General features: G+C 56.2%; 11 protein-coding genes. 9 read left to right on the top strand and 2 right to left on the bottom strand.

Translation table 11 applies throughout. The annotated features are described in order from the left end of the window. Nucleotides 1–261 precede the first annotated feature (261 nt). The 3 genes from IFU29_RS06525 to IFU29_RS06515 all read left to right on the top strand — a co-directional run bounded on the left by IFU29_RS06525 (nucleotide 262) and on the right by IFU29_RS06515 (nucleotide 4,802). On the top strand, nucleotides 262–1,797 hold the full coding sequence (locus IFU29_RS06525) for a glucan biosynthesis protein G (RefSeq protein WP_191933646.1): 1,536 nt from the start codon (nucleotides 262–264) through the stop codon (nucleotides 1,795–1,797). Next, on the top strand, nucleotides 1,790–4,366 hold the full coding sequence (mdoH, locus tag IFU29_RS06520; protein ID WP_191933214.1) for a glucans biosynthesis glucosyltransferase MdoH: 2,577 nt from the start codon (nucleotides 1,790–1,792) through the stop codon (nucleotides 4,364–4,366). Before IFU29_RS06525 ends, mdoH begins: the two co-directional genes overlap by 8 nt. 217 nt (nucleotides 4,367–4,583) lie before the next feature. Further along, nucleotides 4,584–4,802, top strand: a complete 219-nt coding sequence (locus IFU29_RS06515; RefSeq protein ID WP_423244826.1) for a YceK/YidQ family lipoprotein — start codon at nucleotides 4,584–4,586, stop codon at nucleotides 4,800–4,802. Nucleotides 4,803–4,821: 19 nt separating this feature from the next. Here the strand turns inward: IFU29_RS06515 and IFU29_RS06510 are convergent, their stop codons facing one another. Continuing rightward, nucleotides 4,822–5,220, bottom strand: a complete 399-nt coding sequence (locus IFU29_RS06510; RefSeq protein WP_062743775.1) for a MysB family protein — start codon at nucleotides 5,218–5,220, stop codon at nucleotides 4,822–4,824. 65 nt (nucleotides 5,221–5,285) lie between these two features. On the opposite strand from IFU29_RS06510, the gene IFU29_RS06505 reads away from it, so the two are divergent. The 4 genes from IFU29_RS06505 to IFU29_RS06490 all read left to right on the top strand — a co-directional run bounded on the left by IFU29_RS06505 (nucleotide 5,286) and on the right by IFU29_RS06490 (nucleotide 18,762). After that, a complete protein-coding gene (locus IFU29_RS06505) occupies nucleotides 5,286–5,450 on the top strand; it encodes a hypothetical protein (RefSeq protein ID WP_191933213.1) in 165 nt (54 codons plus the stop codon). A gap of 128 nt (nucleotides 5,451–5,578) precedes the next feature. After that, nucleotides 5,579–7,255, top strand: coding sequence for a ShlB/FhaC/HecB family hemolysin secretion/activation protein (locus tag IFU29_RS06500; protein WP_191933212.1), 1,677 nt, complete (start codon nucleotides 5,579–5,581; stop codon nucleotides 7,253–7,255). Nucleotides 7,256–7,267: 12 nt separating this feature from the next. After that, entirely contained in the window at nucleotides 7,268–18,469 is an 11,202-nt protein-coding gene (locus tag IFU29_RS06495; protein WP_191933211.1) for a hemagglutinin repeat-containing protein, read from the top strand. Between the two features lie 14 nt (nucleotides 18,470–18,483). Further along, the gene (locus IFU29_RS06490; RefSeq protein ID WP_191933210.1) at nucleotides 18,484–18,762 is read left to right on the top strand and encodes a contact-dependent growth inhibition system immunity protein; all 279 of its coding nucleotides are present in this window, start codon (nucleotides 18,484–18,486) and stop codon (nucleotides 18,760–18,762) included. 51 nt (nucleotides 18,763–18,813) lie between these two features. Here IFU29_RS06490 and IFU29_RS06485 read toward each other — a convergent pair whose 3' ends face one another. Further along, nucleotides 18,814–19,029, bottom strand: coding sequence for a hypothetical protein (locus IFU29_RS06485; protein ID WP_191933209.1), 216 nt, complete (start codon nucleotides 19,027–19,029; stop codon nucleotides 18,814–18,816). A gap of 95 nt (nucleotides 19,030–19,124) precedes the next feature. Between IFU29_RS06485 and IFU29_RS22705 the strand changes: the two genes are divergently transcribed. Together IFU29_RS22705 and IFU29_RS06475 are read left to right on the top strand one after the other, a co-directional pair. Further along, entirely contained in the window at nucleotides 19,125–20,144 is a 1,020-nt protein-coding gene (locus IFU29_RS22705; protein WP_342214453.1) for a toxin glutamine deamidase domain-containing protein, read from the top strand. After that, a complete protein-coding gene (locus tag IFU29_RS06475; protein ID WP_191933208.1) occupies nucleotides 20,144–20,422 on the top strand; it encodes a YrhB domain-containing protein in 279 nt (92 codons plus the stop codon). Before IFU29_RS22705 ends, IFU29_RS06475 begins: the two co-directional genes overlap by 1 nt. Nucleotides 20,423–20,475: the final 53 nt, after the last annotated feature.

The raw sequence follows: 20,475 nt of genomic DNA, 5'->3' as shown, positions 1-20,475 counted from the left end.
ATATTCAACACGTTATTAACCTGGCTCACCCTGAACCAGCCTAAAGCTTACTGCTTACTTTAATGGAGCAAACACGCGTATACTATCAGCCGAATCTGTTTCCGCTAAACGCTTGAGAATCTGGCTGTTAGCCGCGGAGAGAGGGCAGAACAAAAATGGGGTCAGGCTGTCGGAATGCCGAATTATCCTTTAAGATGGATCAATTGATTTACGTACCCGAAAGGGGGGGATGTGCGGATTAACATGAACAATAAACCAAAACTGATGAAATTGCGCTGGGTTAGCGCAGCAGTTTTGCTTTCAATGTATGCCAATACAGGCTGGGCTTTTAACATTGACGATGTGGCAAAACAGGCGAAAGACTTAGCAGGTAAAGGCTTTGAAGCGCCTAAGAGCAATCTGCCATCACAGCTGCGTGATATGAAGTATGCCGACTATCAGCAGATCCAGTTCAATCATGAAAAAGCGTACTGGAACAAACTGAAGACCCCCTTCAAGCTTGAGTTCTACCACCAGGGGATGTACTTCGATACCCCGGTACGTTTGAACGAGGTCACTGCGACCAGCGTTCGCGAGATAAAATACTCCCCAGAGTATTTTAACTTTGGCAACGTTAAGCATGATCCGGATACGGTGAAAAACCTCGGCTTTGCTGGTTTCAAAGTGCTGTATCCGCTTAACAGCAAAGATAAGAAAGACGAGATCGCCAGCTTCCTGGGTGCCAGTTACTTCCGCGTAATAGGTCAGGGTCAGGTCTATGGCCTGTCAGCCCGTGGCCTGGCGATTGACACCGCGCTGCCGTCCGGTGAAGAGTTCCCGCGCTTTAAAGAGTTCTGGATCGAACGTCCCAAGCCTCAGGATAAGCATCTGGTGATTTACGCGCTGCTCGATTCGCCGCGTGCCACCGGAGCCTATCGCTTCACCCTGACGCCGGGTAAAGACAGCACCGTAGACGTGCAGTCGAAGGTCTACCTGCGCGATAACGTAGGTAAACTGGGCGTAGCACCGCTTACCAGCATGTATCTGTTTGGCGCGAATCAGCCGTCACAGGTGGCTAACTTCCGTCCGGCACTGCACGACTCTAACGGCCTGTCGATCCATGCCGGTAACGGCGAGTGGATCTGGCGTCCGCTGAATAATCCGAAACATCTGGCCGTCAGCACCTTTACCGTTGAAAACCCGCGTGGTTTCGGTCTGCTGCAGCGTGGCCGAGATTTCGATAAGTATCAGGATCTGGACGATCGCTACGATCTCCGTCCGAGTGGCTGGGTTGAGCCAAAAGGTGACTGGGGTAAAGGCCGCGTTGAGCTGGTAGAAATCCCGACAACCGACGAAACCAACGATAATATCGTGGCCTTCTGGACACCGGAAACCCTGCCTGAGCCGGGCAAAGAGATGAAATTCGCCTATCGCCTGCACTTTACGCGTGACGAAAACCAGCTGCACTCGCCGGAAACGGCGTATGTGAAAAGCACGCTGCGTTCACCGGGTGACGTGAAGCAGTCTAACCTGGTGCGTCAGCCGGACGGCACAGTGGCGTTTATCGTCGACTTTGTTGGCCCGGAGATGAGCAAGCTGCCGGAAAACACCCCGGTAACGCCGCAGGTGAGCGTGGGTAATAACGCAGAGCTGGTCGAAAACAGCGTTCGTTACAACCCGGTCACCAAAGGCTGGCGTCTGGTGTTACGTATTCGTGTTAAAGACAATAAACAGCCGACCGAGATGCGTGCTGCACTGGTTAACGGTGACAAAACGCTGACGGAAACCTGGAGCAATCAGTTGCCTGCCAATGAATAAGTCAACCGTAATTCCCGACGAATATATTGACGCGCTGCCCCTTCCCCCAGAGCGGAAAGGGGCGCTGCGTGATGCGCTGCCCGCAGAGCCGGAAGAGGCTTTCAGCCAGCTGCACTATCAACTGGCCGAAGAGGGCCCGGTCGAAACGCGTCCCGATGATGCTCCGCAGGAGTCGGTAAAAGCGCGCGTTGAGATGAGCTGGCCTGACTCTGTAGACGGTGGCCGTCAGTTTGGTCAGGACGCGCTGGACCGTACCACGCTGAAAGCGATGCCGAAACACACCCGTTCTTCCATGTACCCGGAAGAGTGGCGAACCAACCCGGTAGCGCGCGCGTGGGATTCTCTGCGCGGACGTAAAAGCACACCGCGTTTCGACAGCCGTGAAGAGCAGAAAAATGAGGACAAATGGCGGCACGTAGGCTCCATTCGTCGTTATATCCTGCTGTTCCTCTCCGTCTTCCAGACGGTGGTGGCGACCTGGTATATGAAGACCATACTGCCATACCAGGGCTGGGCGCTGATCGACCCTATGGATATGATCAACCAGAACTGGCAGCAGTCGTTACTGCAGATCCTGCCTTATGTGTTGCAGACCGGGATCCTGTTCCTGTTTGCCATTCTGTTCCTGTGGGTCTCCGCCGGGTTCTGGACGGCCCTGATGGGCTTTCTGCAGCTGATGATCGGTAAGGATAAATACAGCATTTCGTACCTGACCAACGGCGACGAAGCGATAAATCCGGAGCACCGTACTGCGCTAATCATGCCCATCTGTAATGAAGATGTTGAGCGTGTCTTTGCCGGTCTGCGTGCTACCTGGGAGTCCGTTGTGCGTACCGGTGAGCAGGCGAACTACGATGTCTATATCCTGAGCGACAGCTACAACCCGGATATTGCCATGGCGGAACAGAAGGCCTGGATGGAGCTGGTCCGTGATGTGGGTGGGGAAGGGCGTATTTTCTATCGCCGCCGCCGCCGCCGCGTGAAGCGCAAATCCGGTAACATCGATGACTTCTGCCGCCGCTGGGGCAGCCAGTACAGCTATATGGTGGTACTGGACGCTGACAGCGTGATGAGCGGTGACTGTCTGAATGGCCTCGTGCGCATGATGGAAGCCAACCCGAAAGCGGGTATCATCCAGTCATCTCCGAAAGCTTCCGGCATGGATACGCTATATGCACGCTGTCAGCAGTTTGCTACCCGCGTGTACGGTCCTCTGTTTACCGCCGGTCTGCACTTCTGGCAGCTGGGTGAGTCGCACTACTGGGGCCATAACGCGATTATCCGCGTGAAGCCGTTTATCGAACACTGTGCGCTGGCACCGCTGCCGGGCGAAGGCTCGTTTGCCGGGTCGATTCTGTCCCACGACTTTGTGGAAGCGGCGCTGATGCGCCGTGCGGGCTGGGGCGTGTGGATTGCCTACGATCTGCCGGGTTCTTATGAAGAGCTGCCGCCAAACCTGCTGGACGAACTGAAACGTGACCGCCGCTGGTGCCACGGTAACCTGATGAACTTCCGTCTGTTCCTTGTAAAAGGGATGCACCCGGTTCACCGTGCCGTGTTCCTGACGGGCGTGATGTCCTATCTGTCAGCGCCGCTGTGGTTTATGTTCCTGGCGCTGTCTACCGCCCTGCAGGTCGTTCACACGCTTATGGAGCCACAGTACTTCATGCAGCCCCGGCAGCTGTTCCCGGTATGGCCGCAGTGGCGTCCGGAACTGGCCATCGCGCTGTTCTCCACCACGCTGGTGCTGCTGTTCCTGCCGAAACTGCTGAGTATTGTGCTGGTATGGTGCAAAGGGGCGAAGCCTTACGGTGGTGCGTTACGCGTGCTGGTGTCGCTGTTCCTGGAGATGTTGTTCTCCGTGCTGCTGGCACCGGTGCGTATGCTGTTCCACACCGTGTTTGTGGTCAGCGCATTCCTCGGCTGGGAAGTGGTGTGGAACTCGCCGCAGCGTGACGATGATGCCACGCCGTGGAGTGAGGCCTTTAAGCGTCACGGTTCGCAGATGCTGCTCGGTCTGGTCTGGGCAGGCGGCATGGGCTGGCTGGATCTGAACTTCCTCTGGTGGCTGTCACCGATTGTCTTCTCACTGATCCTGTCGCCGTTTGTGTCGGTGTGGTCCAGCCGTCGTACGCTCGGCCAGGCATCGAAGCGCGGCAAGCTGTTCCTGATCCCGGAAGAGTTCAGTCCGCCGCAGGAGCTGCTGGATACCGATCGTTACGTGGAGCTGAACCGTGAGCGCGCGCTGGATGATGGCTTTATGCATGCCATGTTCCATCCGTCGTTTAACGCGCTGGCCAGCGCCATGGCAACGTCGCGCCACCTGAAGAGCGATATTCTTGACTTTGCCCGTGACCGCCGCGTTGAACAGGCCCTGAGCGAGTCGCCGGCGAAACTGGATCGCGATCAGCGCCTTGCGCTGCTCAGTGACCCGGTGACGCTGTCGCGCATGCACTACCGTCTGTGGCAGAATGCGGACAAGTATCACGACTGGTTAGATCACTACCATACGTTGACGCTTAACCCGCTGGCGCTGAATAACGCGAAACAGGACGCAGGGCAGGCATAAAAGGGTCGCCCCCAGGCGGGGAATGAAACCCGTCGCTGCCGTGGCTCACCTGCTTACCGGGTCAGCCCGTCAGGCGGAACAATAAAAAGCCGGAACTCACGTTCCGGCTTTTTTTTACGTATTATTTGCATTCAGTGCTATGGTGCAGCGACAGGCGCAGAGTAAAATAGTGCGTTTTTTAATCGGGGTTAACGTGGTGAACATGCTTTTACGCGGTATGATCGTAGCAGTCAGCCTGCTGGTACTGAGCGGGTGCGGCAGTATTATCAGTAGAACCGTGCCCGGACAGGGGCACGGCAATCAGTATTACCCGGGCGTACAGTGGGATGTGCGGAGTTCAGCATGGCGCTTTATCACGATAATTGACCTGCCGCTGTCGCTGATACTGGATACTCTGCTGGTGCCGGTCGATGCCAGCCACGGCCCTTATGAGTAATTACTTTCTGCACTGATCCTCAGGCGCGGTTATCGGCGTCGGTATTATTATCTTCCCACTCTTCCGCTGCCGCATCTGCCTCTTCGCTGCCAGCGGCAGGCTCCAGCTGGAATTCTCCCTCATCCCACTCGTGCAGGGTATTTTCCGGCAGCCATTCGTTACGCAACTCGATCTCGTCAAAGTCACCGTCAAAAATTGCCTGTGCGGCTTCCCCACTCAGCGCCGGCAGGAGCTCCCCCTCATCACCGTCGTCGGTGAGGAACTCGGCCTGCCACATGATGTCACCGTCCTGCATGACATATTTTTGCAGGTTGAACTGGTTGACGGAGGCGTCTTCCTCATCGACTTCCGGGTTGGCGGCAAGGTACTCTTCACGAGCCATATCAATGGCTTCTTCCAGCGTGGCATAAAGTGTCATCTTCTTCTCCCTGGTTTTCTTGGTAAAGAGTAATTGTTGCCGCTATGGGCCAGGATGCAAGGCAAGTGAAGAAAAAATTTGTATCCGTGGGCGGGGAGGACAAAGGTAAGGGTTGTGACAGTGATGGTGTGAACGGCGATATCACGGAAAGAAAAATTTCATTTAAATACATTATTAATAAAGAGGTGGGATTGTTTATCATTGTCGCTATTTTAATTAAAGCAGAATAAAATAGTAAATTTAAATAAACTTTAGAGATAATGTTTCAAACAGTATAAATTAAGTTTATTCTTATTTCTCATTATGTAATCTGTGCGCATTCCATTATTGCCTTGTTTACATTTATTGCGCTTATATCATGATGATGTTATTTCCAGTAAGGACACTGACAGCCCTGTTGCTGACGGTTAGTATCGCCAGTGCGTCGGCTGCGCCGCTCAGTCCGGCCGACCGTGATGCGGTGCGCCAGCAGCAGCAGCAGATCCTCGATCAAAACCAGCAGCAACGCGATGAGCTGGAGCGCAGCACGGCCCTGCCCGAGGTACGCACTGCGGCTCAGCCGGCAGTCCCTGACGGGCCCTGTTTTCGTATTACCACGGTTCACCTGACGGGCAGTACCCTGATCTCCCCGCGCCAGCAGCAGCAACTGATGGCCCCGTGGCAGGGAAAATGCCTGGATATGGCCAGCATCAGTCAGCTCACCCACCGGGTTTCTGACTGGTATATCAGCCGGGGCTATATCACCAGCCGCGCTTTTATTCCCGAGCAGGATCTTTCCGGCGGTGAATTAACGCTGGCGGTGCTGGAAGGCAAGTTACAGCAGATCCGCCTGAACGGCGCAGTGGCGCGCGAGCTGAAGATGGCCTTTCCTGGCAGGGAAGGGAAAATCCTTAACTTGCGTGATATCGAACAGGGAATGGAGCAGATCAACCGCCTGCGTACCACGCCCGTGCAGATCGAAATCCTCCCCGCAGACCAGCCGGGGTATTCGGTCGTCAATCTGACCGCTTCCCCGGAAATCCCCCTTAGCGCCTCGGTGAGTTTTGATAACAGCGGCCAGAAAAGTACCGGTAGCGGGCAACTGAGCGGTTCACTGACGGTCAATAACCCGCTGGGGCTGGCCGATCGCTGGTTTGTGAGCGGCGGACGCAGTTCGGCCTTCTCCAGTGCGCATGATGCACAAAATGTCCAGGCCGGTGTGAGCATTCCCTGGGGATACGGCCTGCTGGACTACAGCTACAGCTGGAGCAATTACCTCAGTACTATCAATAATAACGGTTTTGACTGGCTGTCGCGCGGGGACACTAAAACCCACCGCATTAACGGCTACTGGGGGCTGTACCGCAACAGTGACATCAAAACCGGCCTCGCCGTCAGCGTGAATCAGCGTAGCAGCCGTAACTGGCTCAACGATGCACGACTGCAGAGCAGCAGTCGGAATCTCTCCAGCCTGCAAATTGGCGTGAATCATACGCAAAAGCTGTGGGGTGGCATCGCCACCCTTAACCCGATGCTGACGCGCGGTATGCCGTGGTTCTCGGCGGAAAGTGACGAGGGTAAAAACGGCGATGTGCCGAAAGCAGAGTTCCGTAAATGGAGCCTGAGCGGCAGCTATCAGCTGCCCGTCACTCAAGACCTGTGGTGGTTAAGCAGCTTCTACGGCCAGTGGTCACCGGATCGTCTGTACGGCAGCGAGCGCCTGACTCTCGGTGGGGACAGCTCGGTACGCGGTTTTAAAGAGCAGTACCTTTCCGGGGATAACGGCGGCTACTGGCGCAATGAAATGAACTACAGCCTGTTTACCTTGCCGGTGCTGGGGCAGGTGAACGCAGTGGCTGCGCTGGACGGTGGCTGGTTGCACAGCGATCGGTTCGATCCCTGGGCATCCGGCACCCTGTGGGGTAGTGCCATCGGCCTTACGACCAGTCAGCGCTATATCTCGACTCAGTTAACCCTGGGAACACCGCTGGATTATCCGGACTGGCTGGCACCAGACCCGATCGTCGTGCAGTACCGCATCTCGCTGGTATTTTAAGAGGCAATGATTATGGACAATCTTCAGCACCCGGTTCCTCGTTCTCAGCGCCTGCTGAGTTATCTGATTTGTGCGCTGATTGGCGGGCAGCCACTGCTGCCGGCGGTGGCGGCGCTCACCCCGGTGACGCCGGGCAGCCAGGTGGATAAAGCGGGCAACGGGGTGCCGGTACTGAACATTGCCACGCCCAATCAGGCAGGAATTTCCCACAATCAGTTTAAAGACTATAACGTTGGCAAGCCGGGCCTGATCCTGAATAACGCCACTGGCCCGTTGACGCAGACCCAACTGGGCGGATTGATCCAGAACAACCCTCATCTGACTGCAGGTAAAGAAGCGCGCGGCATCATTAACGAAGTGGTCGGCGGCAACCGTTCGCAGTTACAGGGTTTTACCGAGGTGGCCGGGAAGGCCGCCAATGTGATGGTGGTCAACCCGTTCGGTATCACCTGTAATGGCTGCGGTTTTATCAACACCCCGCAGGTGACGCTGACGACCGGGAAACCGACCTTCGACAGCAAAGGCAACGTCAGCAGTCTGGACGTCTCCCGGGGCAGCATTATCGTTGAAGGGAAGGGGCTGAATGCCAGCCAGAGTGATGCCCTGTCAATTATTGCGCGCGCCACGGAAATCAATGCGGATATCCATGCCCGCGATCTGACGGTCATTGTCGGTTCGAACCGGGTTGATGCACAGGGTAAGGTCACCGCCGTGTCCTCCGCGAGTTCACCGCCGGCGGTGGCGGTAGATACCGGCGCGCTCGGTGGCATGTACGCCAATCGTATTCGTCTGGTCTCCAGCGACAAAGGCTTGGGGGTCAATCTCGGTAACCTCAATGCTCGTCAGGGCGATATTACTCTGGATGCCAGCGGCAAGCTGTCGGTAAGCAACAGCCTTGCCAGCGGGGCGCTGAAGGTCCACGGTCAGGCAGTGGCGCTCAGCGGCGATCATAAAGCTGGTGGCGACATCATGGTCAGCAGTGACGGTGATGTGACGCTTAAGAAGGGCGGACTGGTCAGCGATCGTGATGTGGTGCTGAATGCCGGAAAAACGGTCACGCTGGCGAATGGCTCGCTGACCGCAGCCCGCGATATTCAGTTGCACGGTGATGCGCTGAGGGTGGATGTGCAGAGCCAGGGGAATGCGGCAGGCAATATACACAGCACCGCGATCGGCACTCTGTCGCAGCAGGGGAAACTCACCGCCGCGCAGGATCTTAGCGTGGAGGCTGGCACGCTGGAGAATAGCGGCGCGCTGGTGGCTAACCGCAACCTGAAGGTGCAGGCCGCCACGCAGCATAATCGGGGCAAGCTGCAGAGTAGCGGCAGACTGACGGTCGACGGTGGCCAGCTTTATAACCAGGGAGAGATATTAAGCGGTGGCGGGTTAACCCTGACGGCGCGCCAGCTTGATCAGAACGGCACACTCAGTGCGAAAACGGATGCCAGCCTGACGGTTAGCGACAGGCTGACGCAGGGTGCGCAGGGAAATATTCTCAGCGAAGGCCTGCTGTCTGTTCATAGCGGACAGGGGGCGCTGCAGGGGCTGCTGTCCGGCAGCCGGGGTATTACCCTGAGCGGTGACACACTTATCAGCCAGCAGGGTAGCCGTATCACCAGCCAGCAGGCGATTGATCTGCAGGCCGGTCAGATGCAGCTGGGCGGTGAGGTCAACGCAGGTGGCAATCTGACCCTGAAGGGGGAGGCGCTGACGACCCTGAGCACGGCGCAGGTCCAGAGTGGGGGCAAGCTGACTCTCGAGGCACAGCAGGCGACGCTGAAGGGTACCCAGACAGCGCTCGGCGACTTTACCGTCAATGCCGCCACCCTCGATCATCGCGGCAAAAGTAACGCGGCACGCATCGACATCACCGCCAACAGTCTGGCCAACGGCGGCACGCTGGTGGCCCCCGAACTGTCGCTGAACACGCAGCACCTGACCAACGGCGGGTTGCTGGACGGCAGCCGCGCCCTGCACCTGCAGGCCGATCTGTTTGATAATTTACAGGGTGCCACGCTACACAGCGGTGGTGACCTGACGCTTAACCCGGCGCAGCTTAACAATGCCGGACTGATCGCCGGCGATGCCAATATGACGCTGAGTGGCGACAGCCTGGATAACCGGGGAGAGATCAACGCCCGTTCTCTGCGCGCAGATTATCTCGATCTGAACAATCAGCAGGGGGGGGTGTTACTGTCACAGCAGCAGCTGACGGCGACCAGCAAGAGGATGGATAACGGCGGGCAGATCGCCGCGGCAGCACTCAGCATCTCCGGCGATCGTCTTGATAATCACGGTACGTTGCAGAGTAATGACAACCTGACCCTGCAGGTGCAAACCGTCGACAACCGGGGCGACATACTTTCTGACGGGGCGCTGGTGGTGAAGGGAGACAGCCTGAACAACAGCAGCCTCCTGCAGGGGATGACCACGGCTCTGACACTGGCACAGCAGTTCACCCAGCAGTTGGGAGGTGAAGCCAGTGCCACCCGCACGCTGACCCTTGATGCCGCGACGGTGGTCAATGATGGCCAGATGGTTACGCCAGCACTGGCCCTCAATGCGACCAGCCTGGTCAATCGTGGCTGGATACAGGGCAGTGAGGCGCTGGTGGTGAACAGCGGGACAATCAATAACCTGACGGGGGCAACGCTGGTGAGCGGTGAGCGCGCTGACCTGACCAGCCGCACTCTGAACAATGGCGGTCAGCTTCAGGCCGGGCATCTGGTGCTGAATAGCGCAACTGTTAACAACAGCGGAACGCTGCTGATCACTGACCGTGGTGAGCTGACGGTGGCCCGCGTGCTGACCAACAGCGGCCTGTTACAGGCGAATCGCGCACTGACATTAGATACGACGCAACTCAACAACACCGCCAGCGGTACGCTGATGGAGGCGGGCGGACTGACGCTGGCGCTCGACAGTCTGAACAATGACGGGTTACTGCAGGTCAGTGACTCCCTGACGGTGACGGCGCGCGAGCTGAATAACCGGGGCCAACTGCTGGCGGGCCGGAAGCTGGATGTGGCAGCTAATTCGCTGGTCAATGCCGGACGGATGCAGGGCGAGAACGCGCTGACGCTCACGGCCACCACGCTGGATAACCAGGCCAGCGGTCAGTTACTGAGTGCAGGGATGCTGGATCTGCACGGTGACCGTGCCATCAATGCCGGGCAGGGGCAGGGGGCAACGCTGCGCTTCAACCTTGGTCAACTGACCAACAATGGCACCCTGATGGGATCAGACCATCTTGACGGCGCGCTGACCGGCACGCTGGAGAACAGCGGTCAGATCCGCAGCCAGGCGACGGCGCAGTTAAGCGCAGACAGCGTAATAAACACCGGGAAAATGATCGCCCGCGACCTCGAACTAAACGGCAATACCCTTAGCAATAGCGGCCTGTGGCAGGGTGATCAACACCTGACTGCCACCGCCGATCGGCTAATCCAGCGCGCCAGCGGGCAGACCCTGAGCGGCGGCAGCCTGGAACTCAGCAGTAATGGGTTAACCACTGACGGCACGCTGCAGGGGGCGCAGGTGAGTGTGGCGGCGCAGAACTGGCAGCATCTCGGAACGGCCATTGGCAGCGCAGGCGTCTCGGCACAGGTCGGGGATACGCTGGTGAATACGGGTGAGATTTTAAGCCAGGGCGGCATTCAGCTTGATGCTGCGACGCTGAACACTACCGGCAAGCTGCTCGGCGAAGATGCCGTGACGCTGCGTGCCACCGGCTTCACTAATCAGGGCGCGGTGCAGGGCAGCACGCTGGCGGTAGACGCCGCAACGCTGACCAACAACGGCACGCTGGTGGGGTTGCAGGCCCTGACCCTCGGCTCTCTCCCCGCCGCTGTGGCACGCATGGCGCTGGCGGCAACACCCGCAGTGCAACGCATATATAGCGGCAGCGGTAAGCTGCTGACCCAGGGCACCCTGAGAATAAACGGCGACAGCCTGAGTAATGATGGCATCTGGCAGGCGCAGGATATTGTCGCCAACGCCCGCACCCTGAGCAATCAGGGCCGTATACAGAGCGCCGACAACCTGGCGTTGCAGCTGAGTGATACGCTGACCTCCGCTGCCAGTAGCCAGATCGCTGCACAGGGCAGCGCGTTACTGCATGCCGCCACCCTCAGCAATCAGGGGCAGTGGACGGCTAAAAATCTCACGCTGACGGCCGATACGCTGGGTAACCAGGGTGCCATCAGTGGGGTGGATAACCTGACGCTGACCCTGAGTGGTGCGCTGAAGCAGCAGCAGGCGGCGTCACTGTTGAGTGGCGGCGCACTGGGCATTAACGTCACTTCGCTGGAAAATGCCGGACGTATTCAGGGCAATACGCTGACCATGAACGGCAGCACGCTGGACAATAGCGGCAGGTTACAGGGTGATAACGGGCTGACTCTGGTCATCGGCGATCGCCTGACCAATCATCAGAACGGGATACTGTTCAGCCAGCAGGCGCTGACGCTCCAGGCGGCGCAGATGAGCAACGACGGTACGATACAGGGCGGCAAACAGACCCGGCTGGATCTCACCGGGACGGCGCAGAATGGCGGGAAGCTGTTATCCAGCGACGATCTGACTCTGAATGCCGCGCAGTTTAACAATGAAGGCTGGCTGCAGGCAACCGACCTGCTGCTCAAGGCGGCACAGGTAGAAAATAAAGGCACGCTGCTGGTACAGCAGCAGGGCACCCTGACGGGCAGCCGTCTGCTCAATCTGGGCAGTGTTCAGGGCGATCGGCTGACGGTTGACTACCAACAGCTGAATAACAGCGGCACCGTACTGGGTAATCGGCAGTTAGCCGTTACGGGGAACAATGTCGTTCAGCAGGACAGCGGCCGGCTGTTCAGCGGCGGTGTGCTGACCCTCAAGGCCAGCGAACTGTCCCCCACCGGCCAGCTGGTGGCCCTTGGGGATCTGACGGCCACACTGGGCAACGCCTTTACGCATCGCGGCACGCTGGCGGCAGGCAATCAGCTGACGGTCACCAGCAACGGTGCCATCGATAACCAGGGCGTGATGCAGGGGCAGGGCATTACTCTCAGCGCGGGGAGCATCCTCAGCAACAGTGGGAAAATCACCTCTGGCACTCGAACCAGCACCCTGACTGGTAGCCAGATCAACCTCAATGACGCCGGGAGCGTGCAGGGCGGGGGTGACATCTCGCTGACCAGCCGTGGCGATATCAATGTCGCCGGCTTTACCGGAACCCGTGGGTCACTGACGCTGACGGCACCGGGCAGCATCATTAACACAGCCTTACTCTATGCAGGCCAGGATATGCGTCTGCAGGCCAACAGCATCCGCAACCAGCGCGGCGATATCCTCGCCGACAATAATCTCTGGATGCAGCGTGATGCCGCAGGCAATGCCAACAGTGAAATCATTAACACCTCCGGCACCATTGAGACGCGAAATGGGGACATTTCGATGTCCACTGCGCATCTGCTTAATCAGCGCGACGGGCTGACATATAAGGTGGATGAGAAGAGTTATTATCCGTCTGATTCTGGGAGCATCATGCTCCCTATGACCAGGGATAAGCTGACATTTGGTAACGATGAGTCTTGTCACGGTCAGGGCAATGTGTGCATCGATCATCCCTACGCGGATTTATTGACTCAATACAATCAGCAAACTGTTCTGGTAAGCGAAAAACAGGTAACGGCTAGCGCCAGCGGGGGTGCAGCACGTATTTCTGCAGGAAAAGACCTGACCATCAATGCCGATAATCTGGAAAATAAAGCCAGCGATCTGCTTGCCAGCAAAAGTATGCAATTGCAGGGAAGCAGATTGGATAATGACTCGATTGAAAATGGAACGGCACGCGTCTGGCAGACATATGAATGCGTTCAAATGTATACGAAGACGTGTAGAACATTCATCAAGGACCCGGATCACACGAAAAAGAGTTTCGACTTTACTTTCTTGTTAAGTGGCGGCCCCACCACTGAAAACCTCTCCTCCGGGAGCACATTGCGCGCGGTGATTCAGTCCGGGGGGGCACTGACCGCCAGCTTCACCAGTAACGTCAGCAATACGACTACCCGTGCCAATAGCGGCACGATCACCAGTACCCTGGCAAAACCCGTGCTCAATACCCTCAGCCAGCAGGGTATCGGCAGCACTGTGCAACAACAGGCCCTGTCCGGCACAGAAAAAGTGACGGTCAATTCACCCCAGTGGCAGGTGCAGATCCAGTCTGCCTTGCAACAGATGAGTGATGGCAAAGCGCTGGACACCAGTGGCGAGCCAATGGTGACCCTGGCCGACCAGCGTACAACCAGTCACAGCAGCACATCGCTGTTTCCTGAGGCCGCCACACCTTTGCAGCAGCCGGTGGCTCAGGGCATCGACACCAGCGCGTGGCCACTGCCCACCGGCAATAACGGCTATTTCGTTCCTGCCAGCGATCCCAAAAGCCCGTATCTGATCGTCACCAATCCGCAGCTCGACGGGCTGGGCAAGCTGGATCACAACCTGTTTGGCGATCTGAATGCGTTACTGGGCAAACAGCCGGGCAGCGCACCGCAGGAAACGCGCAGTGTTTACACTGACCAGAAACAGTTCCTTGGATCGTCCTACCTGTTGGATCGCCTCAATCTTAAGCCTGACTACGACTATCGTCTGCTGGGTGATGCGGCTTTTGATACCCGCTACGTCAGCAATGCGCTGCTTAACCAGACCGGCAACCGCTATCTGAACGGGGTGGGTTCCGACCTGGAACAGATGCGCTATCTGCTGGATAGCGCGGCCAGCGCCCAGCAGTCGCTGAACCTGAAATTTGGCGTTTCACTCGATGCAAAACAGGTCGCTGCGCTTGATCGCAGCATCCTCTGGTGGGAAGCGACGCAGATTAACGGCGAAACCGTCATGATACCGAAGCTCTACCTGTCGCCGAAGGATATTACCGTCAACAGCGGCAGCGTGATTGCCGCTAATTCGGTGAAGATCAACGCCGGAACGCTGAACAATAATGGCAGCACACTGGCCGCCAAAACCGATTTGAATATCAACAGTCAGAGCAGCATCAGTAACCTGAACGCAGGCCTGATTAGCGCTGCCGGGGATATGAACCTCAGCGCGCTGGGTGATATCAACAATATCGGTTCGGCCATCAGCGGTAAAACCCTGATGCTGGAGAGCCTCGACGGCAGCATTAATAACCAGACATTGACCACGCAGTGGAACGCCAGTAGTCAAGGCTGGTTTGGGTCGGGTGTGGCGATGAGCCAGACCCAACTGGGCACAACGGCAACGATGAGCGCACTGCAGGGCGTAACGCTGAAAGCAGGCAAGGATATTAAGGTTACCGGCAGCAAGGTGACGGCAGGGGGCGATCTTACACTGGATGCGGCGGGTGATATTGCCATCAGTGCCAACCAGACCACCAGCAGCAGCCGTTATACCGGGTATGCAGGCGAAAATATCGCCAGCAGCGGCAAGGCTGGCAACGTTGGCAGCGATCTCTCTGCGGGGGGGGCATTAACCCTTAACGCCGGACATGACCTCAGCGTGACGGCCAGTGTACTCAACGCTGAGAAGGATATGGCGTTAGCCGCTGGGCACGACCTCAACCTGAACGCAGCAGACACCGCGCAGCGCAATAGCAAGGGCAAAGGGGAAAACCATGTCACCGGTCAGGAGCGCACCACGCTGACCAGCGGTAATGATCTGACGCTCAGCGCAGGCCGCGATCTGAACAGCCAGGCGGCAGGCCTGGTGGCTGATAACGATGTGACATTACAGGCGGGCAGGGATGTGAGTCTGCTGGCGGCCACCACCACTAAAGGTGACAGCTACCGCAGCAGCGAACGCACGGAAATCCACGAAGCGGTGCGCCAGCAGGGGACGGAGATTGCCAGCGGCGGCAATATTGCGGTGCAGGCGGGGCGGGATATTAACAGTGCGGCCACCCAGGTGACGGCACAGCAGGATATTGCCCTGAACGGGGGGAATGACGTCAACCTGACGACGGCCACCGAGAGTGATTATTTCTACAAAGAAGAGACGAAAACCAAAAAAGGGTTCCTCAGCAAAAAAACCACCCACACCATCCAGGAGGACTATTCGACTGCGGAGAAAGGCACGCTGCTGAGCGGTGATAACGTCAGTGTCGAGGCCGGTAAAAATATCCTGGTGAAAGGATCGCAGGTGGTGGGGGACGACGACGTAACCCTGAAAGCGGCCGGTAATATCGATATTGTTGCCGCGACCAACACGGACTCCAGCTGGCATTTCAGTGAAACGAAAAAAAGCGGGCTGATGGGCACGGGTGGGATTGGTATCACCATCGGCACCGCCAGCCAGAAGCATGACCTGAAAGTGAAGGGAACGACCCAGAGCCAGAGCGTCAGTACCGTCGGCAGCACCGGGGGTAATGTGACGGTCAGCGCGGCTGACGGCGTGAAGATCAGCGGTGCTGACCTGGTGGCGGGTCAATCGTTAACGGTCAACGGTGACAGTGTGGTCATCGCGCCGGGTCATGATAAGCGCACCGTGGACGAGCGGTTCGAGCAGAAATCCACGGGGATTACGCTGGCGCTCTCCGGTGCGGTTGGCGAGGCGGTCAATAATGCCATCGCCACCGCACAGGCCGCGAAAGGAGAAAGTGACAGTCGCCTGGCGGCCCTGCAGGCGACAAAAACCGCCCTCTCCGGGGTGCAGGCACAGCTGGCCAGCCAGCAGGCGCAAGTCAGCGGCGACCCGAATAACGGAATTGGCGTCAGCATTTCGTTGAACTCGCAAAAAACAACATCACAATCACAGCATCGTAGTGATACCGTATCCGGATCCACCCTGAATGCCGGGCAGAATCTGGCGATTACCGCAATGGGTAAAGGTAAATCGGCTAACAGCGGGGATATCGCCATTGGCGGCAGCCTGCTGAAAGCGGGCGGTGACACCACGCTGACGGCGGCGAATGACATCCTGTTAACCGGCGCGGCCAACACGCAGCAATCTGTGGGCAGTAACTCCAGCGGTGGTGGCGGCGTGGGCGTTAGTTTTGGCGTGGGCAGTGGCAACGCCGGGTTGAGCATCTTTGCCAGTGCCAACGGCGCGAAAGGCAAAGACGCCGGTAACGGTACGCAGTGGAGTGAAACCACCCTCGACAGCGGTGGCAACGTCTCGCTGAACAGCGGGCGTGACACCACGTTAACCGGCGCTCAGGTGAACGGTAATCAGGTCAGCGCCGATGTCGGGCGCAACCTGACCATCACCAGTCAGCAGGACAGCGACCGCTACGATTCAAAACAGACCAGCCTTGGCGCAGGCGGCAGCTTTACCTTCGGTTCGACAACGGCCTCAGGTTACATCAGTGCCAGTCAGGACAAGATGCACAGCACCTATGATAGTGTTATGGAGCAGAGTGGCATCTATGCGGGCAAGGGCGGGTTCGATATCCGGGTGGGCGACCACACCCAGTTGAACGGTGCGGTGGTGGCCAGCCAGGCAGGGGCAGACAAAAATCGTCTGGAGACCGGGACGCTGGGCTTCAGCGACCTGGGCAACCAGGCAGATTACAAAGTCAGCCATAGTGGGATCAGCGCCGGTATGAGCAACGGCGGAACGATGAGCGGCCAGATGCTGGGCAACGTGCTGTCGAACTCGGCCAGCACGCTGCTGGCGGGGCTGAACGGCAAGGGGCATGCGGAAGGCACCACTCAGTCTGCGGTCGGGCAGGGCAATATTGTTATCCGCGATACGGCTAACCAACAGCAGGATGTAGGCAGTCTGAGCCGCGACACCACTAAGGCCAACGGCAGCATCAGCCCGATCTTTAACAAAGAGAAAGAGCAAAAGCGTCTGCAAACGGCGCAGGCGGTGGGTGAAATCACCGGCCAGATGGTCAGCATCGTGAACACGATGGGCGATATCAAAGGGCTGGAAGAGGCGAAAAAAGGCGCTGCACCGCTTGAGGCAAACGCGACGGAGAAAGAGCGCGCTGACTGGCTGGAAGGCTTACGAGAAAGCGATGCCTATCAGAAAGCCATGTCCGACTACGGCGTGGGCAGCAAGAACCAGATGGTGGTTCAGGCAGTAAGCGGTGTGCTTCAGGGACTGGTTAACGGAAATATTTCACAGGCGGTAGCCGGAGCGGCTAACCCACTGGTGGCGCAGGTCATCAAAGCGCAAACCACCGATGCCGGCGGCAACACGAATGTGGTTGCCAACGCGATGGCGCATGCCGTGTGGGGCGCGGTGGCGGCGCAGATGTCGGGAGGTAATGCCGCAGCGGGAGCCGCCGGAGCGTTCAGCGGTGAGCTGGCCACACGGTTTATTGCCGAAGCGTTATATCACGCCAGCACGCCAGAGGACATTGCCAGACTGTCGCAGGCGGACAAAGAGCAGCTGAGCCTGCTGGGCACGATTGCCGCCGGAGCAGCGGGGGCGGTAGCAGGCAACAGCTCGGCAGCCGCAACGACCGGAGCGCTTGCAGGCAAGAATGCGGTGGAGAATAACTCCCTGAGTGATGGCTGGAGCAGTTTACTGCCAGCAGGGACCGCAGACTACGCACAGGCGCAGGCCTCTCGCGGTGTTTCCATGATTAAGAATGGCGCGACTGCTGATGAAATCTCTGCTGCCTTGGCTAAAGCGACTGAAGGTGATATGCCGGAAGGCCAGGATGCGGCGAAAGGGTTAATTACTGCGTGGGGTAACTTTTTTGGAATGCCGTTAGATCTTATCATGTCTAACGAAAAGATGACGCCGGAGAAAGCAGCAGAAATCATCTCAGGTGGTGTACCAACATCTGAAGCTAAGTTGTTGCAATATGTGGCAGCTAAGGCATTTTTTGCGATTACTAAAAGTACGACTTTTAAAGCCGAAACTGGTAATTCATTAATCTATCATGAGAATTTTGGTGGGCATGTAATAGAGAAGCATGTGAATAAGTCTGATGCCGAATTACTGGCCCGTCTTCAAGCTGAACCTCGTCTCGGTGCTACTTCTACATTTTTCGATAGCGCAGCAGCAGACAGAGCCATAGGAAATGCTTTTGCAGATAAATCTAACCAGAGGAAGCTTACTGAATGGTTAGTTGGTGATCAAACTAGATTAGTGTTAACGCATGAAGAGATGTTTAATGTCGGTAGAGTTATAAATAAAGGGGATGGTTCATCTCATTTATCTAATAAAATCATACTGGTGGTTGATAAAGATCCGTTGATGCCAAAGGGCTATCGAGTACATACGGCATATCCGAAATGATTATGGTAATTAATATGAAAGTTGAAAATTTTACATATTTATTAGGTGCTTACTTCCATCAGGATTGGTTTTTAGATGCCCCTGAACCTGATGATGTAATCAGATCTTTTGTAGCAAGAGAATCTCCTGAAAGAGTTAATGCTCTTGAGCAGGAAATTAAATTTCTACTGACTAGTAATAGTGATGAGTTATCAGGCAGCTTTATAACTGATAACCACGGATATTATGATCCTACCCCAGATGGCTTTACAGTAAAAAAATGGTTACAACATATATTAAGTGTGTTGCCATAAGCTAAAAAATCCCGGCCATCGAGCCGGGATTTTACGCTATACACCAGTCAGTTACACCTTAGCCGTCCGCTTCTGCGGCCCTGCGATCACCTGAATAAACTCGGCGATCTGCTGTTGCTTACGAGCAGACAGCTTTTTACAGGTCTGTCGCAGGGTGGTGACCACTTCCGGCTCCTCCGGCTCTGGCCGGGGTTCCTGGACGGTCAGTATCAGACAGCCCGGCATCACCCGCACAGCCCGCGCCCGGCAGACGGTTCGCCGGCCCATAGGCAAGCTGTGACCCGGCTCCCGCCGCGCAGAAAAGCGCTAATGACAGGTGCGGGAGCGCTGGTTAGTATGGGTAGTGGTCTGCTCTTTAACAGGTGAAAGAAAGCGCGCCGGGGCAAAAAGTTGCGGTACCGGAAGTGCAGCAGGGGAAAGGTGCAGTAACTAACGAAAAGCACAGGGAAAAACGGTGTACGCTGGCTGACTTCACAACGGAAAAAGTTGTTGTGGAGAATAATGCGCTGTCCTCCCAGGATGAGAAACAGCGGCAGGATGCGAAATGGTCACTGCCGTATCTGGAAGGTGAAAAGAAAGCACAGGCAGAGAAGCTGGTAAGCGATCTGAATGCGAAAGATAAGGCATTCGATGCAGCAATGGACTCAGCCTGTAAGAATCTGTCATCAGCGGACTGTAGGGGGATGCGTCAGGAACTGGTGGCAATGGGCAAGAGTTATGATGCCCAGCTGGACGGTCAGTACATCGGCAATATGGGTAGTGTTTACAAGGAAGGAAAAGGTCAGGTTGATGCCCTGATGTGGCAGTACGCTACGTCCGATGCGAAAGCAGAGCGTGAAGCTAACGTTAATCGCATATCTGAAAACTGGGGTGTGAGTAAGGAAACGGCCGCTACTCTGTATGAGGGTATGGCGGTTGCTCATACCACAGCGGCAATTGGTGGCGCGGCGTATGGGATTAAGGGAATTGGATCGCACGGAGAAACTGCTGGCTCTATTAAAAACGTTAATCCAGGATACCCAGAACCGGGTAGAACACATAATTGTGTAAACTGCTCTGTTGCCACCGATGCTACTCTGGCTGGAAATCCTGCATCGGCGTTGCCTGTAAACTATAAAAACGGTATTCCTTTGACCGTTTTGGAAAAACAATACGGTACTAAATTTAAGTATATTTCTTCGCCCGAAAGTATTACACAGCAAATGGCAAGTGCAGGTTCTGGTTCCAGGGGGATTGTTTTTGGTTCATATGGACTAGGTCAATCTGGACACGTGTTTAATGTTGTAAACCAAAACGGAACAGTCCGATTCCTTGATGGACAAACAGGTAAACCTGCTAATCTCAGCAAGTTTGAATCATTCCAGTTATTGAGGACGAATTGATGGTTAGTTATGAAGAGGCTGTGGAAAAAGCGACAGAATATCTAAAAGATACTGATATTCCGGTTGTTATTACCCTGCATGGCCGTTTTTCTGAAGGGTGGTTTTTTTGTTTTCAATCTCGAGAATACCTTGAAACTGGGGAGTTTTCTGCGCATCTCGCAGGTAATTCGCCATTTATAGTTGATAAGGATACGGGTGAAGTACATGAACTTGGAACTGCATATTCTATTGAAAAGTATTTACAAGATTATGAAGAAAAGAAACATGCGCTGAGTTAGAAGAGTCAAAAAATATTTAGACTGCACCCCAAACATGTGGACTCCTGAGTATG

Origin of the sequence: Erwinia persicina (genome assembly GCF_014838825.1) — a bacterium.
GTDB lineage: Bacteria > Pseudomonadota > Gammaproteobacteria > Enterobacterales > Enterobacteriaceae > Erwinia > Erwinia persicina_A.
This window is presented reverse-complemented; position numbering and strand designations above follow the sequence as displayed.